At 38.0% G+C, this 17008-nt stretch carries 12 protein-coding genes; 3 read left to right on the top strand and 9 right to left on the bottom strand.

What is annotated here, in order from left to right:
* Window positions 1–166: 166 nt before the first annotated feature.
* The gene (mfd, locus tag REI64_RS03015) at window positions 167–3499 is read left to right on the top strand and encodes a transcription-repair coupling factor (RefSeq protein WP_308848613.1); all 3333 of its coding nucleotides are present in this window, start codon (window positions 167–169) and stop codon (window positions 3497–3499) included.
* Between the two features lie 109 nt (window positions 3500–3608).
* Here the strand turns inward: mfd and REI64_RS03020 are convergent, their stop codons facing one another.
* From REI64_RS03020 to REI64_RS03055, 8 genes are all read right to left on the bottom strand, one after another.
* Window positions 3609–4955 (bottom strand): DUF58 domain-containing protein, encoded by a 1347-nt coding sequence (locus tag REI64_RS03020; protein ID WP_308848614.1) that lies wholly within the window; start codon window positions 4953–4955, stop codon window positions 3609–3611.
* A gap of 381 nt (window positions 4956–5336) precedes the next feature.
* On the bottom strand, window positions 5337–5738 hold the full coding sequence (locus REI64_RS03025; protein WP_308848615.1) for an endonuclease domain-containing protein: 402 nt from the start codon (window positions 5736–5738) through the stop codon (window positions 5337–5339).
* A 127-nt stretch (window positions 5739–5865) separates the two neighbouring features.
* Window positions 5866–6843, bottom strand: coding sequence for a MoxR family ATPase (locus REI64_RS03030; RefSeq protein WP_308848616.1), 978 nt, complete (start codon window positions 6841–6843; stop codon window positions 5866–5868).
* Window positions 6844–6885: 42 nt separating this feature from the next.
* Window positions 6886–7299, bottom strand: a complete 414-nt coding sequence (locus tag REI64_RS03035; protein ID WP_308848617.1) for a GxxExxY protein — start codon at window positions 7297–7299, stop codon at window positions 6886–6888.
* 18 nt (window positions 7300–7317) lie between these two features.
* Window positions 7318–8511: a DUF4350 domain-containing protein gene (locus REI64_RS03040; protein WP_308848618.1), complete on the bottom strand. Its 1194-nt coding sequence runs from the start codon at window positions 8509–8511 to the stop codon at window positions 7318–7320.
* Window positions 8508–9266: a DUF4129 domain-containing protein gene (locus tag REI64_RS03045; RefSeq protein ID WP_308848619.1), complete on the bottom strand. Its 759-nt coding sequence runs from the start codon at window positions 9264–9266 to the stop codon at window positions 8508–8510. The genes REI64_RS03040 and REI64_RS03045 overlap by 4 nt, the downstream gene beginning before the upstream one ends.
* A gap of 1 nt (window position 9267) precedes the next feature.
* A complete protein-coding gene (locus REI64_RS03050) occupies window positions 9268–10146 on the bottom strand; it encodes a hypothetical protein (protein WP_308848620.1) in 879 nt (292 codons plus the stop codon).
* A complete protein-coding gene (locus tag REI64_RS03055) occupies window positions 10146–11120 on the bottom strand; it encodes a stage II sporulation protein M (protein WP_308848621.1) in 975 nt (324 codons plus the stop codon). Before REI64_RS03055 ends, REI64_RS03050 begins: the two co-directional genes overlap by 1 nt.
* A gap of 199 nt (window positions 11121–11319) precedes the next feature.
* Between REI64_RS03055 and REI64_RS03060 the strand changes: the two genes are divergently transcribed.
* Window positions 11320–12060, top strand: a complete 741-nt coding sequence (locus tag REI64_RS03060) for an RDD family protein (protein ID WP_308848622.1) — start codon at window positions 11320–11322, stop codon at window positions 12058–12060.
* Window positions 12061–12116: 56 nt separating this feature from the next.
* Here the strand turns inward: REI64_RS03060 and REI64_RS03065 are convergent, their stop codons facing one another.
* Window positions 12117–14792 carry a BspA family leucine-rich repeat surface protein gene (locus REI64_RS03065; protein WP_308848623.1) on the bottom strand — a complete coding sequence of 892 codons (2676 nt, stop codon included), beginning with the start codon at window positions 14790–14792 and terminating at the stop codon, window positions 12117–12119.
* A gap of 317 nt (window positions 14793–15109) precedes the next feature.
* Here REI64_RS03065 and REI64_RS03070 point away from each other — a divergent pair, with 317 nt between their 5' ends.
* Window positions 15110–17008: a 7TM diverse intracellular signaling domain-containing protein gene (locus tag REI64_RS03070; RefSeq protein ID WP_308848624.1), complete on the top strand. Its 1899-nt coding sequence runs from the start codon at window positions 15110–15112 to the stop codon at window positions 17006–17008.

Below are 17008 nucleotides of genomic sequence, written 5' to 3' on the forward strand. Positions count from 1 at the left end.
GTTTATAATAACATTATTGTTACAAAACACACACAATACAGCTATAACTCGCAATTATCAATCTTTTTTATTCCTTGCATCATTATGTATTTACACCACGGCAGCTAAATATTTTTTTTCATAATTAGACTTACAACTACCGTTTATCATTCCGTATCTTTGACTAGTGAACGTTAGAGATTTAATTAACAGATTTAAGACAGACCAAAGAGTTCTTGCCATTGCGCAATCACTCAATAACAGCAAGAGCAAAACTCAAATCAAGGGATTGGTGGGTTCTTCCGATGCCGTAATTGCGCTTACAACCTATTTTTTACAGCATAAGCCCCAACTTTTTGTACTGCCCAACCGAGAGGAAGCCGCCTATTTTTCTTCCGATTTGGAAAGCATTTTGGGTAAGGAAATTTTGCTGTTTCCCTCGTCGTTCCGCAAACCGTTCGAATTTACGCAAGTAGATACCTCTAACGTATTGGCTCGTGCAGAGGTATTGAACGAACTGAACCACCAAAGCGAATATGGGCAGATTGTAGTTACTTATCCCGAAGCGCTAGCAGAAAAAGTGATTGATCGAAGCGTACTAGAAAAAAACACTTTAGAGATTAATGTTGGTGCTAGTTTGGGCATCGATTTTATCAATGAATTTTTATTCGAATACGATTTTGAACGTTCGGAGTTTGTTTACGAACCCGGGCAATTTTCTATTCGTGGTGGTATTGTAGATATTTTCTCGTTCTCACATGATTTACCTTATCGTATCGAGTTTTTTGGAGACGAAGTTGAAAGCATCCGTACCTTCGAAATTGAAAGTCAGCTTTCGGTAGATGATGTAAAAACCTTAACCATTGTACCCAACGTACAGGCTAAGTTTCTTACAGAAAATAATATCAGCCTACTAGATTATATTGAGAAAGACACTCAACTTTGGTTTAAAGATGTTGCTTTTACTTTAGACATTGTTAAATCTGGTTACAAAAAAGCCAACGAACTTTGGAAAGCTTTATCAGCTGCAGAAAAGCAAGCCAACCCGAATTGGTTAGATCCTAAATTTGCATTTACTGATGATAAAATGTTAGCGGATTTATTCCACGATTTTACATTGGTAGAGTTTGGGAAACAGTTTTTTTATGAAACAGACCACGTTTTTCAGTTCGACACCAAACCGCAGCCATCGTTCAATAAAGATTTTAACCTGTTGATACATAATTTTAAGGAAAACGAAAAGCAGGGCGTTAACAATTTTATTTTTAGCAATTCGGCCAAGCAGATTGAACGTTTGTATGCAATTTTAGATGATATCGACAAAACCGTAAAGTTTATTCCAATTCATGTTCCTTTACGTGAAGGTTTTGTAGATTTTACACAAAAAGTAGCTTTTTACACCGATCATCAGATATTTGACCGTTTCTATAAATATCAACTCAAAAAAGGTTATCAGCGCAGCCAAGCCATCACTTTAAAAGAGCTGAGAGATTTAAAACCAGGTGATTTTGTAACCCACATTGACCACGGAATTGGCAAATACGCAGGGCTGGAGAAGGTAGAAACCAACGGAAAAATGCAGGAAATGATCCGTTTGGTTTATGCCGATAATGACTTGCTGTACGTGAACATCAACTCCCTAAATCGCATTGCGAAATATAGTGGTAAAGATGGCACACCTCCAAAAATGAACAAGCTAGGTACCGAGGCTTGGGACAAACTAAAAAAAAACACTAAAAAAAAAGTTAAGGACATTGCTCGCGACCTGATTAAGCTTTATGCCATGCGTAAGGCACAAGTGGGTACGGCTTTCGCTCCCGATAGCTATTTAGATACCGAACTGGAAGCTTCGTTTATTTACGAAGATACCCCAGATCAAATGAAAGCTACCACCGATGTAAAACGCGACATGGAAGCACCACACCCAATGGATCGTTTAGTTTGCGGCGATGTGGGCTTTGGCAAAACCGAGGTAGCTTTACGTGCAGCTTTTAAAGCTGTTGCTAACGGAAAACAAGTGGCTGTTTTAGTACCAACTACTATTTTAGCTTTGCAACACTTCAAAACTTTTTCTTCGAGATTAAAAGATTTCCCTTGTACAGTAGATTATATCAATCGTTTTAAAACCTCTAAACAGGTTAAGGAAAGTCTGGAGAAATTGGCACAAGGCAAAGTTGACATTATTATTGGAACTCACCGTCTATTAAGTAAAGATGTGAAGTTTAAAGATTTAGGCTTAATGGTGATTGACGAAGAGCAGAAGTTTGGGGTAGCAGCTAAGGAAAAATTACGTGCGCTGCGTGTAAGTGTAGATACGCTAACCTTAACCGCAACGCCAATTCCTCGTACTTTGCACTTTTCTTTAATGGGTGCCCGAGATTTATCTATCATTAATACACCGCCACCGAACAGACAGCCTGTAACTACCGAATTGCATGTGTTTAACGATAAGCTATTGCAAGAAGCTGTACAGTTCGAGTTAGACCGTGGCGGACAGGTTTTCTTTGTACACAACCGTGTGCAAGATTTAAAACAACTAGCAGGGCTGATACAAACTTTAGTGCCTACCGCTCGAATTGGTATTGCACACGGTCAGTTAGAAGGCGATGCTTTGGAAGATGTAATGCTGGATTTTATTAATGGTGAGAAAGATGTTTTGGTAGCTACTACGATTATTGAAACTGGTTTGGATGTACCTAATGCCAATACGATTATCATTAATCATGCGCACATGTTTGGTTTGAGCGATTTGCACCAAATGCGTGGTCGTGTAGGGCGTTCTAATAAAAAGGCTTTCTGTTATTTATTGAGTTTGCCTTTATCTACCCTAACGGATGAAGCCCGTAAACGTTTAAGTGCCATCGAAGAATTTTCTGACTTAGGTAGTGGCTTCAACATCGCTATGCGTGATTTGGATATTCGTGGCAGTGGTAACCTTTTAGGTGGCGAACAAAGTGGATTTATTGCCGAGATTGGTTTCGAGATGTACAACAAAATCTTAGATGAAGCCATCCAGGAATTGAAGGACGATGAGTTTAAGGATTTGTTCAAAGACCAACCCGAAAGACCTTATGTAAGTTTCACTCAGGTTGATACTGATGTAGAAATGCACATTCCGGATAGCTACGTAACCAATATTACAGAGCGATACAACCTTTACACCGAAATTTCTAAACTAGAAACCGAACAGCAAATATCCGCTTTTGAACTAAGGATGAAAGACAGATTTGGTCCTGTGCCTTCGCAAATTTTAGCTATGCTTAAAGTAGTGCGTTTGCAATGGATTGCCAAGAAATTGGGCTTCGAAAAAGTGAGCTATAAAAAGAATATATTGAGAGGTTATTTTGTGAGCGATAAGCAATCTAAATTCTTCGACTCGGAAACATTTAATAGAGTTTTAGCCTTTGCTCAATTGCATCCACGTTTGTGTAATTTAAAAGAGGTGAAAGACAGCCTTCGCATTTCTTTTGACAATATTGGAAATATTGACGAGGCGGTAGAAATGTTGGAATTGATATAACACCCCCTACCCCCCTAAAGGGGGAATTTCTAGCATGATGCAGGTAAACAATCTGCTATTAAAAAGTTCCCTTTAGAGCTTGCTCCGATACATCGGAGGGATTTAGGGGTTATATCTGTTGCCTTGCTTTGATAGCTAAATACCTATTTACCACATTAACTGTTAGATTTTGTGGAGCCGTAAGCAAACTTAAAATGCCGTGCTTGGTCAGTTCCTTTACCATCAAACGTTTCTCGTAAGCAAATTTCTCGGCAATGGTTTTAATATAGATACCTTCTACATCTTTTGCATCATCGTCACTTAATGTTCTCAAAGTAGTATTCTCAAAAAACACCACTAACAATAAGTGATATTTCGCTATGCGCTTAAGGTATGGCAATTGCCTTTCTAATGCCGACATGCTCTCGAAGTTAGTGAAGAAAACCACCAAACTACGTTGCTTTAATGCCGAACGCAAGCTCACAAAAAGTGCTTCCATATCTGTTTCGAGATAACGGGTTTTCTCTTTGTACAGCACTTCCATTATTTTATTGAGTTGCGTCGGCCTGCGATCTGCCAAAACTACATTTTTTGTCTTCTCGGCAATGGTAATTAGCCCTGCTTTATCTTGTTTAATTAAAGCTACACTTGATAAAATAAGACTAGCGTTAATCGCATAATCCAGCAAACTCATACCTTCAAAAGGCATTTTCATAGCCCTCGATTTATCGATTACGCAGTAAATATGCTGTGAACGCTCTTCGGTGTAAGTGTTTACCATCAAATCAGAGCGGCGAGCAGTAGCTTTCCAGTTGATGGTTCTAAAATCATCTCCAGCTACGTAGTTCTTCACTTGGTCGAATTCCATACTATGGCCTACCCTTCTAATTTTCTTTATACCTACATCAGTTAGACGGTTGGAAATTGCCATCAACTCGTACTCCCTTAATTTCAGAAAAGATGGATAAACAGGCACCATTCCAGCACCAGCAATGTTAAATCTTCTACTTACCAAACCCAGAGGAGATTTCACGAACAATCTGGTAAAACCGAAATCGTACTCACCACGTTTGGTGGGGCGCAAAAAGTAATTGATGATTTTTTGTTCTTTCGTTTTAAGCGTAGTGTTAAACCACAAATCTCGCTTTTGGAATTGGAACGGAATTTCGTCAATAATACCTATCGATACTTGAAATGGGTAAAAGTTTTCGAGATAGATTTTGAGTTCGTTATCATCACCATTGCTTAGTCTTTCTGGCACATCTCTTCGTAAGAAAACTGCTTTTTTTGACGAATGAAGCAAGTAGATATCAATCAAAAACAAGAGTAACAATACACCAAAGGTAATGTATGGAATATCGCCCAAGATGGGTAAAAAAAAGGCAAAAAGAAACAAGGCCGAGCAAGCGCCCAGTGCTATGAAAAGCCTGTTTTCGAGAAAGAGATTGGTATAGAATTTTCTAAATAGTTTTTCCATTATTTCATTTTGCCGTCATTGCGAGGCACGAAGCAATCCTAAAGTGAAGGTTAATCCTTACTAGCGTTGTAAGATTGCTTCGCACCTCGCAATGACGAGAGTAATTTACTTCGAGCATTTAAATTTATCATTTTTTAATTCCTGCCCCTTCAAAGAGGCTATCGTTTGGACACATCTCAATCCCCCTTGAATCCCCCGTGACACATCATGCTTAAGCAATTTGCCTATCCCCCTCTCCGAGGGGGCAGGGGGAGGAAATCTGCTATTTTCAATAAATGTGTCCACACGATGCTCTTTGAGGGGGGACGACAATGTTGTCTATAGCGCTTTGCTTAAACAAGATGTTAGGTCTGCATCCAGTATCCCCCGCTGGCGGGGGAATTAAAGGGGGTGGTTTGTCTTATACTCCTCTATATAATTTTCAATTGTTCTAATCACATTTTCAATATTAGTCAGGACTTCTTCATCGGAAAACCTCAAGACTGAAAAGCCAACCTCCTTTAATTGCCCTTCTCTAATTATATCATTTTCCGCAACTTCTTCCCAATCATGTGTCAATCCGTCAACTTCGATAATCAACATCAATTCTTTACAAAGAAAATCGGCTATATAATTCAAAACTGGCCGCTGTCTTCTAAATTGGTATCCTTGCATTTGCCTTGCGCTTAGAACATGTTTCCAAATGCAAGCTTCCGCTTTAGTAATGCCCTTTCTATTCTCGTTTGCATATCTCTGGAGGCGCTTATTATAATGCCAAAGGTTAGATTTATCGGCGTCTTCCATTTTTTGAGCAATATTTAATCTTGTTTAAATAATTCCACCCCCTTCAATTCCCCCGCCAGCGGGGGATACGTGAGGCAAAAATGACAATGAGCATATAGCGAAACGTTAAAATCTCTCTGCCTTATTTTTACCTCGGCACCTCTATTTTCTTAATAATCTGCGCAATAATATCCGACGTTGTCAAACCTTCCATCTCTTTCTCTGGACTAAGCATTACACGATGCGCCAACACCGGCGTAGCTACTTTCACAATATCATCTGGTGTTACAAAATCTCTACCAGCCATTGCTGCAATTGCTTTTGCACTGTTAATTAATGCTAAAGAAGCCCTTGGCGAAGCGCCCAAATACAGGGCTTTATTTTGGCGAGTTTCGTGAACAATTTGTGCTGCATAAGCCAGCAACTTAGGCTCTACAAACAAAGCTTTTATCGTTGCTCTTAACGAAGTAATCTGAGCAATATCCAACACTGGTTTAATTTCTTCTAGCTGATGTTGTGTATTTTGCTGATGTTGCTGTGTTAAAATCTCAATTTCCTCTTCTAAGGTTGGATATTTAATTTCAACCTTGAACAGAAAACGGTCTAACTGTGCTTCTGGCAAACGGTAAGTTCCCTCCTGCTCTACTGGATTTTGTGTGGCCAATACCATAAAAGGCTCTTCTAATTTATAAGTTGTTCCATCAACGGTAACCTGGCGCTCTTCCATGGCCTCAAACAATGCCGACTGCGTTTTTGCTGGTGCACGATTAATTTCATCTACCAAGATGATGTTACCAAATATCGGCCCTTGCCTAAATTGAAACTCTGCAGTTTTAGGACTGAATACAGCAGTACCCAATACATCAGAAGGCATTAAATCGGGCGTAAATTGAATGCGAGAAAACGTTGCGGCAATGCTTTTGGCTACCAATTTTGCACTTAAAGTTTTTGCTACTCCTGGCACGCCTTCCAAAAGCAAATGTCCGTTGGCCAGTAAACCAGCGATTAACAGATCAATTGTTTCTGTTTGCCCTACAATTATTTTGCCCAATTGTTGTCTAATTTGATCTACCGCTTGGTTAAGCTGACTTAAATCGGTGCGGTGGTTAAACATTTCTTGTTCCATGCTTATATCTTGTTTTATTTGAACCACATAGACACATAAGTTCTATTGTTCAGGTAATCTTTTAAAATATTCGTTTACTAAAGTTTTTTGCCCTTCTTTGAAAATATTAGCACAATTAAAATTAATTAGTACACCTTTGGGGCATTTCAACAACTTCATATAAGTCAGAAGTTGTGCATCAAAAATATTTGGCATTTCCTGCACCGACTTCAATTCAACTACTAAACAATTCTGTACAATTAAATCACACCGTAAATTAACGTCGAGTACTTTACTCCTATACAAAACTGGCACTTTAACCTCTGATTGATAATCAATACCTCTATACAATAATTCTTCTTTCAAACATTCGTGATAGACGCTTTCTAGTAAACCGCTACCTAAAGTTTTATGAACTTCAATTGCACTTCCTAGCACCTCATAAGTTAACTCATTTAAGTATCTCTTTGTTAACATCGTCTATGTGTCTATGTGTTAAAACCTATCTAGTTTATAAAATTGCTCTATTAACTTATTAAATTCAATTAAATACTGATCTGTTATTTTTGTGTTCCGATCCATTTTTTCAATGGTATTAACGTAACCAATTAATTGCTCAATAAGTGCCGTATCAATGCTTGTAATCTTCACCAAAGTATCTACAAAATCTTGATCTAGTTCGGTTGTTTTTAGACGGTACTTGTTCCTCAAATATTCTAAGAAATAATTAACTTTTTTGTCAAGAATATCGTGGTTGTTACGCTGTTGATAGTAAACTCGTCCGATAGTCTGTACAAATTCTACAGCGCTGTTTTTCAAAGGATCTAAAACTGGGATAATTCTTTGTCGGCGCTTCATCTCATAAAGAACGAATATAACTAAACCGATAATTGCTAAATAATAGGCCCAGCGCAATTCGTCGTAACTAAATAATACCCGTAAAACAGATTGGCTGTTCACTACTGGTCGGCTATAATATTCATCCCAAATAATAGTCTTCGCCTGCGGCAAATAAGAAAACACCTTTGCGGCATAATCTGAACCATTTTCGTTAAGTAGGCTATAATTGGTAAACAATTGCGGGTTTGGACATAACAATAAACTCCCTTTACCAAATCGATACTGAATTAAGTTGGGGTGCTGATCGTATTTACGACCAAGAACAATTGCTTTTTTTCGATCTAATCCGCTAAAATACTGTGCAGCAATTCCTTTTTCGAAATAGTAATCCATATCTCGCTTTAAATGCGGCGACGTAAAGTTAATTGGATACTTGGTTTTATTTTGAAAATCGAAATCGGAACCCAATTGTATATTAAGTGAATCTGCCAGCGCTCCATTCATTTGAAAAGCCGCAATCAGCACATGATTTCCAGCCTCCATGTATTTTTTCATCGCTGCAAAATCAAGTGCCGATGTCTTTAAGTTTGATGCAATAATGAAATAATTTGAGCTGCTCTTTGGTGCATTTTTTAAGGAATTATAAATATCAGTTTTGTAAACCTTCTGCTCAGATTTCGGGAATAACTCTTTTGCATGATTCCTCAAAATGTAGGTACCAAAAGGAATTTTATCTTCTGGCAAGTATGTTGTAGCCCAATTTACCTCTATAGGTTTGGTGTATTGCGCAACGAGGTAAAGTACCAATAACAAGCTGCCAAAAATCATATATCTTTTCAATCCGCTCATTTTACTGCTGCATTAAATTGTTGAAAAGACTGTTGTATTTCACCGAAAGTAACTTTATCGATATTAAAGTCGCCGTACCAAATGTACTCAAATTGGTTGGTGAGGTTCGCAAAGTCATCGAAACCCGCTTCCTTTTGTACTTCCTTTACGTAAGCCAAATTCGTTTTGTTTGGCAACCAATCAATCACCCCTTTATCGCTCAAATGCTTTAAAGTTTGCAAGTAAAGCAGTCGAACTGCCAAACGGTAATTTCCATTTCGAAGGGTGTTTTCAATTTCGTCATCAAAACTAATTTCATGGATGTTTTCTAAACTCTCATCGTATGGCACATCTACAGCTTTAGATTTTCCGGTTAAGAATTTTAGATCTACGCCTGTCAACTTAAAAATAGCAAACACAATTAAGCCTATGCAAATTACAATGGTGGTGTATTTTAAAACTAATGGCCAAATGGTGGGTTTGGTATTGGTGGGGTTTCTCTCTCCGAAAAGTCTATCTAACCAACTCCAAAAATTTCGCCAAAAGCGTTGCCACCAGTTTAAGCCTTTGGGTTCCTCATCACCATACTGAAACTCCTTGTCTGCTTTATACTCTTGGATGGTCTGGTTATCAAACTCACGAACTTGGGTTTTGCTGCTATCTAACTTTAGGGCAATGGTATCTTTTATAGGCTTGCGTACAATGAGTTGGGGCTGTTGTTGGGCCAACAAATTCGTCGAAAAAAACAATAAAACAGCTAAAAGCAGTATACGCATATTAATAATCTTCGTCGGGGTGTGATACGGGAGCCTGTGTATTTCCAAATTCTTCAATTCTGCCCATTAAACCTTGGCTTTCCTTTCGCTCTGCCAAATTATAGTAGATAAATGCTATTGAAATTAACGGAATGATCATGAACACTTGCGAAAGCGATTGCGAAATTGCCGTAAATATTTGATAGCTCTTTAAAAGCTTTGCATCACCTTGTGTAAAAGTGCTAACCATTGTTAAAATTAAGGTTGGCGCATATATCACCATCATAAAAACAACAGTGATAATACTTACCACAACAATTGTAGCAAAGGTAATCCACCAGTTTTGTTTCACTAAAGCAAAAGCCCTACTGAAACTGGAGCTAAAATCTGCATTTTCCAAAATCATTACCGCAAGTAAAATAGAAAAAGCAGGCGTAACGTAAACCCCTGGAATTAGGCATAGTACGGTACAGATTACCCACATGATATAAACCAAAATTACGCTTAACATTACCCTGAAGAAGTAATATTTAAAGTAGCTCCACACTTCTTCTACGGTTGGCGCCACATTGCCCTTAGCAATGTACAAAGCAACAAAACTAAGTATGGATGTGCTCATTGCAGTATAGTTGAGCACTGAAAACACAATCACTAAAAGATATCGCCACCCCAACATGTAAGCCCAAACACTTGAATTATAGCGGGAGCCATAACCTCGGCTTGCATCAATAAGATGAAGTTCCATAAACACATTGGAGATCATTCCGGCAAGGATAAAGAACCCACAAAGCAAAAAGAAGGTTTTTAAAAGGGCTTTGATATTTTGTTTGATGAATAAAAGTGTGCCCGAAATTATTCCTTCGAAATCCCTTACTTGTCTAAATTCTATTTTTTCCTTCATTATAAATTATTTGAGCTAGTTTGAGGTTGTATGGCAATTCTTCTAGCTAACTGATATGGATAAATGATGATGTACCAAACCATGAACATTAGTGACGATGCCAATATTGATATACTTAACCAAATGGGCATTTCTGTATATCGGGTAACAAATCCTTCTACAAAAGCAGCCAACAAAATAATTGGAATAATACCCAATGCAATTTTAGTGGCATCTTTACCACTTCTTTTGAAAGCCTCTAAACGGGTATAAGTTTTCGGAAAAAGCAGCCCATGCCCCAGCACCAAACCTGCACCACCAACAACTACAATTGACAAAATCTCCAGTGTTCCGTGTATCCAAATAACCAAAATAGATTGTGCGCCCAAGCCCTTGCTGAAAAAATAGTATTCGAAAGCGCCAACCATTATGCCGTTACGTAGCAAATAAAAAACTGGGCCAATAGAAAACAAGGTGCCGCTTACAAACATTACAAAAGAAACCCAAGTATTATTTGCTGCAATGTAGAAGAACATTGCAAACTCATTTTCTTTTTTATAAACTCCAAACGGATCTCCTTTAGCTATGTTTTCGTTGGTCATGTTTACGTACTGGTCTCCCAAAATTAAGCGCACAAAACGATCGTCATACTTGGCAGAAAGCGCCCCTATGCTCATTGCCAGAACAAAAAAGATAAATGAATAAAGAATTTGTTTACGATAGGTATAAAAAAGCAAGGGCAACTCCAATTTCCAATACCTAAAAAACCTACCTTTTTCTTCTTTCTTATTTTTATAGATAGCTTGATGCAGCACCGAAGCCAAGCCATTTAGATAGGCTGTAGTTTTAGACTTAGGATAAAAAGTCTTGGCATAAGCCAAATCGTTAGTGATGTCTACAAAACGCTGTGCAAGTTCATCGGGACTATCTGTTTTTAGCGCCTCGTAATTCTTCCACTTTTCAGCATTTTGCTTTACAAAGAGCGCTTCTTTCATAGCTATTTCTGTTTCCGGAGATATTTTCCGTTAAAATAAAACAAAAAACAATCATAACCATATAGACACATAGTTTTTTTCAAACTTTAGTATTCCTAAATCTGCTGAACGAACACGATAAGGCCTCAGAATAATCGACTAGCTCAAAAAACATCATATCCTATACATCTGTGTGGTTAAAAAAATTATATTTGAAGTAATGGAAACCATCAAAATTAATACTAGCCAACACGTAGAAATAGATTATCCGGTAGCCGGCTTGGGCGAAAGAGTGGCAGCATATCTTCTGGATTTTGCCATGTTTATGATTATCTATTTTATCGCAATGATTGCTTTGGCCATTATTGGAATAGAAAGCACACTCAAAAACAGTTCAATTGTAATTATGGTAATCATATTTGCGGTAGGCTATGTGTTTTACGATTTACTTTGCGAAGTGATTTTTAACGGGCAGAGCCTGGGCAAGAAACTGCTAAAAATTAAGGTGGTAAGCTTAGATGGCGGACAGGCAAGCATTGGTCAGTATTTTATTCGCTGGGTATTTAGGATTGTTGATTTTACCCTAACTGCAAATATGCTGGGCTTTATTTGTGTTGCTGTGTCAGAGAAAAAACAGCGTATAGGCGACTTGGTTGCCGGAACAACTCTGATTAGAACCGTTCCAGCTACTAAGATGGAACACATTGCTTTTCATCCGTTTGAAAGCGAGGAATATATACCCGTTTTTGAAAATGTAACCATATTAAGCGATAGAGATGTAGAGCTTATACATGAAGTGGTGCGCACTTATTATACTACCCACAATGCACAATTGATTTACCAAATGGCAGCAAAAGTATCAGGACATTTGGCAGTTGCTATCCCAGAGGGGATGAATGAAATGCAGTTCTTAAAAACTGTTTCTTCAGATTATATTTACCTGACTTCGAGAGCGGTTTAAATGAAAAAAGCGAAGTTTTTAGGCCTCGCTTTTTTAGAGTATTAAATAATAGGATTTTATTTAACTAAAACCTTTAGGCTTTCTGTTTTTTGCTCGCCCTTTATTTTGATGATATAAGTTCCGGCAGGCAATTGTGTGTTGTTCAGTTTATGGTTTGCCAAGCCTTGCAACAAGGTTAGTTTTTCTGCATGCAATGTTTTACCAGTGATATCTAGAATGCTAACATCGGCAGTTTTTCCAAATTCTGATGGGATAGACACATTGATTTCACGAGCAGTTGGGTTAGGGAAAATTTTAACAGATGAAGATGACAGCTTAAAATTAACCACTTCATTTCCAACAATGTTTAATTGACCATCGGTATCCAACTGTGCTAGTTGATAGTAGTTAGTTCCATTTAATGGGTTACGATCTGTATAAAAATAATCTTTGTTTTCATTGGAGTTTCCCGCACCTTTTATTCTCGTCAACTCGTTAAAAGTTACGCCATCTGCAGAGCGACTTAAGATAAATTCTTTGTTGTTTCGCTCTGAGGCTGTTTGCCAAATAAGCCTAATATCACTTACTGCTAGGCTAGCATTAAAGCTTGCAATACTAACTGGAAGCACTCCGCTGTCGTCAATAGTCCAATTCTTGTTGTTGGTTAACACATTGCGATGTTGGATTGAATTGGCAGGATAGGTTAAACCTACCGCACCTAAAATTATATTATTAGGTGTATTGGCACCTTCTGCCCAACCTTTTAAAGTAAGGCCGTAGTTAGTACTACTTAATTTAGATCCATTTAACATGTTTTGCATAGTTACAACCGAGCTTAAATTCCAGCTACCTAAATTTTGGTTGAAAGCCGAGGCTGAAACAAACATGTTAGACATATCGGTTACCTTGCTCACATCCCAATGGTTAATTGATTGGTTAAATGAACTTGCACCAGCGAACATCCACGACATGTCAGTCACTGCTGCTAAATTAGGAGCATCGGCTGGCAGGCTATTGATATTTTCGGCTCCTACAAATGCGTATTTCATATTAGTCCAAACTGTGTTACCCCAACTTTGCACAGCAGTTAATCCCTTTGCCTCATTTGCAAAACCGTAGGTATTAAATGCGCTAAATGTACCGTTACCAGGCTTGATATAAAGTTTATAAGCGCCCGTACCATGTGCAAATTGCGGAAGTACAAGACTTTGAGCATTAGTATTCACCATGTACGTACCCGAATTGGTGTTTTCCTCATCGCCTATTTTCTCCCAATAATATTCGTAATTACTACCAGTAGTATTAAAAGAAACGTGTGCAGTCGACAATTTATCAGTATCCCAAGTGGTTATAAAAGCATTGGTATGGTCTATAGCTGGTGCCGGGATTTCGATATCATACAAGTACGCAGAACCAGCTATAGCTTTTGAATTTAGGCCATTTGCATCGGTATCATCTCTGTAACAGCCTACAATAACATTAGTACCATCCATTGCTAAATCGGCTCCAAACATTTGCAATTCCGTTCTTGTAGTGGCAACTATTTTTTGTTTTTGTATATATTTACCTTCAGCATTTTTTGCGAAAAAATAAGCTGCCCCATAGCTTTTAGCTGCACCAGGAAAAGGGAAACCTCCCATCGATCCAGCGTCGCCCTCGCTGCGAGCGCCTACCACTAAATGTGTACCATCAAAAGCGAGTGCCTCTCCAAAATATTCTTGTGCCTCTCTATCGTCAGCAAATATTCGGCTATGATAATTCCATACGCCATTGGCATCTCTTTGGTAGATATAACAAATGCCCGCATAATGTAGATATGGAGCCCCGTCATCTGATTTTCCACCAATTGCTGTAATCACTAGCGTATTGTCTTTAAGGGCTAATTTTCTCCCAAAATACAATTGAGTTGTTCTATCAGCCGCAGGCCCAATCAGCTTTACCTTTTGTGTCCATTTTGCGTCGTTACCTCTCTCAAAAACATATACGGCTCCCGCATTAACAAATTCGTTAGCACCTTGCAAATCTTTAGTTTCCTTTTCTTTTCCCACTACCAAACGATCTCCATCAACATCGAAAACCTCTCCAAAATAGGCATTAACTGATCTATCTCCCGCTACAATTTTTTGTTGTTGTGTCCAACTACCGTTAGGCTGCCTTTCAAATACAAAAATTGCTCCGGCGCCATCAACAGCAGCACCGCCAGTAGCATTCGTTTTATTGTTACGATCGGCAATAAATAGTCTATTCTCTTTTAGCTTTATTTTCTCACCAAAAGAGTAACCACCAGCAACCAGACCTACAATCTTATGTTTTTGCGACCAAACACCATTATCTCCTCTTTCAAAGATATAAACGGCCCCCAGGCCACTTGAGGATCCTGTGGCACTGATTGCCACCACATTTCCACTCATACTTGTAGAATGGCCAAATCTGTTGTTTACAGCCCGATCATTTGCCACCAGCTTTTGTTTTTGGCTCCAAACACCATTCTCTTTTTCAAAGATGTATGCCGATCCTGCCCCGGTAAGTTCTGCACCTCCAGCTGCATTGTGTTTTTCTACGTAGGCTCCTGAAATTGCATAATTGCCACTAATATCTACACTATTGTAACTAAACCAGTCGTCTTTATCTCTATCGCTAGCGACTATCTTAGTGGAAAGCTTTAAGTTCTGCCCTTGCGATTGCATACTGAAACCAAGTGCCAATAAAAGGGTTAGTAAAAGGTAGGTTTTGTTGAGTAATCTTATCTTCATATCTATTTGATTGTTTAACTTGCATCTTTTGAGATGCCTTATTTATTTGGGGTAATATTTTTGCTGCAGATGCGTTAACATTTTGTGGAAGAAAACGATAAGGATGTATGCTTTTTAATCATAAAAAATAATTTTGAGGAAATAAGTACATAAAAAGCCCAAAAATACCCACACCTAACACCCCATGAAATAGACCCCAGGGTTCTATTTACAAATCATTTTACCCTTCATTTTAGGATGTTGGCGAATAAAAAATGTACCTTTAAGCACTCTATACTGCGAAAAACAAGGAATTATTTGACAGAATCCCTTCGTTAATGCGCAATAACCTTTTTATCTTCAAGCTGTTACTTTCGTTTAGCCTTTGTTTATACGCAACATTAGGAAAGGCACAACACGAATTCGAATTTCAGCATCACGACCAAATTCGGCTAAAACCACATTTTAGGATATTAGAAGACAAGGACAATTTATACCATCCCGAAGCGTTGTTTGCAAATCCTCATCAGTTTCAAAAGATTGATCAGTTTAAGCCGAGTGAAAATGACCATGCTTTTTGGCTTTTAACGACTTTCAAGGCTGGCGCTAACACAGAAGCAATTGTATCTTTTAGGCATTTAACCTTTGCCGAGCTTTATTTTCGTGCCGACACTCCAAATGCGCCACTAAGCCATCGTAAGGCAGGCGCTTTTAGACCTTTAAATAAAATCCATTCAACAGATAGCCGTTTTCATTTTTCGATAGATTTAGCAAAAGATGTGACGTATCAACTACTTATAAAGAGTACACATGTAAAAAAATACGAGCCTATTTTCGACTTTCAATTGAACAATAAAAACGATTTTTTAGCAGCAAAGACGAAAAGCGAATTCATAGATTTTTGGCTACAAGGAGCTTCTGTTTTACTCATTTTATACGTATTACTCTCTTGGCTCTCTACAAAATATCGACCTTATTTATGGTTGGCACTCTTTGCGTCAGGCTTTTACTTGTATGACATCGCCTTAAACAGGTACCTTATCGATTGGTTTTTCCCAAACCATCCGCAAAGTAGTTGGCTTAGTATCCAAACTTTCTTACACATAGGCTTGCTTGGTCTTTTTCTTCTTATCATCGATTCTTGGAACCTCAAAGCTAAAAACCAGCAGCTTTACAAATATGGAAAGGTCTTAATCGTAGCCATTATTTTGCTTTCAATTACATCTTTCATCATCAATTATCTCACTCTAAATTATAACCTCACTACAAAAATCAACATCTTATTCTCTTTTATTCCAATCACTTATGCAACTTACACAGTTTGCAAGCTTTGGAAACAACTCGACAAGCAAGAACGTTATTTGGCCTATGGTTTAGCACTGTACTTTTCAGCCACGCTTTTCTTTAATATTACCATTAGCATTTGGGGCGAAAAACTGTATCTATTAACACCAATAGCGTCTAAAGTTATCTCCATTAGCGTGGTTTTACTTTTCCTAACGGGATTAAATGCCCGACTACGGCAAAATGAAAAAGATAAGCTGCATTACCTAAATGAGCTTAATCTTCTTCAGAAACATCAGAATGAAATTTTAGAAAGAAATGTTACCGTAAGAACTGAAGAACTAAACCAACGAAATGAGCGTATAGAAACGCTAATGAATGAGTTGAACCATCGCGTAAAAAACAACCTACAACTGCTTTACAGCCTCAACAGCCTACAGTTAAGCTCGGTTATCGAACCATCAACATTACACGTACTGAAAGACAATATAGCTAGAATTAAAGCCATGATGTTAGTTAACGACAGCCTAAATCCATTGATTGATGCGACACCTCACAGCAAATCCTTAAAAGAGTTTATTTCAGAAATTGCCGCACACTCTAAGCGTATGTTTCTCGATAAACAGAATGTAGAAATTGACTTAGCAATAGATGAAGACTTGATTTTGGACTCTAAAACTGGATTATCGCTTGGACTTATTGTTTCTGAACTGATAACCAATTCATTTAAACATGCCTTCGCTGCACATCAATCACCTAAAATTCATATCAGCATTTCCTCAAAAATCGAAAACTGGGTTTTGAGTTACAGTGACAATGGTGTAGGAATTACGAATGCTACAAATAATGGATTTGGTATTTCTTTAATTAACGACCTCACTCGCCAATTAAAAGGCAACGTAAAGTTAACCGATCATAACGGCTTGAATTACACTTTCAATTTCCCTAAATAG

It is taken from the genome of Pedobacter sp., assembly GCF_031119335.1.
In the GTDB taxonomy this organism is placed as follows: Bacteria; Bacteroidota; Bacteroidia; order Sphingobacteriales; family Sphingobacteriaceae; genus Pedobacter.

Coding starts and splice junctions, on each gene's coding strand:
- REI64_RS03035 (WP_308848617.1), bottom strand. CDS start 7,299: ATGTTAACAAAGAGATACTTAAATGAGTTAACTTATGAGGTGCTAGGA.
- REI64_RS03025 (WP_308848615.1), bottom strand. CDS start 5,738: ATGGAAGACGCCGATAAATCTAACCTTTGGCATTATAATAAGCGCCTC.
- REI64_RS03050 (WP_308848620.1), bottom strand. CDS start 10,146: ATGAAGGAAAAAATAGAATTTAGACAAGTAAGGGATTTCGAAGGAATA.
- REI64_RS03070 (WP_308848624.1), top strand. CDS start 15,110: ATGCGCAATAACCTTTTTATCTTCAAGCTGTTACTTTCGTTTAGCCTT.
- REI64_RS03030 (WP_308848616.1), bottom strand. CDS start 6,843: ATGGAACAAGAAATGTTTAACCACCGCACCGATTTAAGTCAGCTTAAC.
- REI64_RS03045 (WP_308848619.1), bottom strand. CDS start 9,266: ATGCGTATACTGCTTTTAGCTGTTTTATTGTTTTTTTCGACGAATTTG.
- REI64_RS03055 (WP_308848621.1), bottom strand. CDS start 11,120: ATGAAAGAAGCGCTCTTTGTAAAGCAAAATGCTGAAAAGTGGAAGAAT.
- REI64_RS03020 (WP_308848614.1), bottom strand. CDS start 4,955: ATGGAAAAACTATTTAGAAAATTCTATACCAATCTCTTTCTCGAAAAC.
- REI64_RS03060 (WP_308848622.1), top strand. CDS start 11,320: ATGGAAACCATCAAAATTAATACTAGCCAACACGTAGAAATAGATTAT.
- REI64_RS03040 (WP_308848618.1), bottom strand. CDS start 8,511: ATGAGCGGATTGAAAAGATATATGATTTTTGGCAGCTTGTTATTGGTA.
- REI64_RS03065 (WP_308848623.1), bottom strand. CDS start 14,792: ATGAAGATAAGATTACTCAACAAAACCTACCTTTTACTAACCCTTTTA.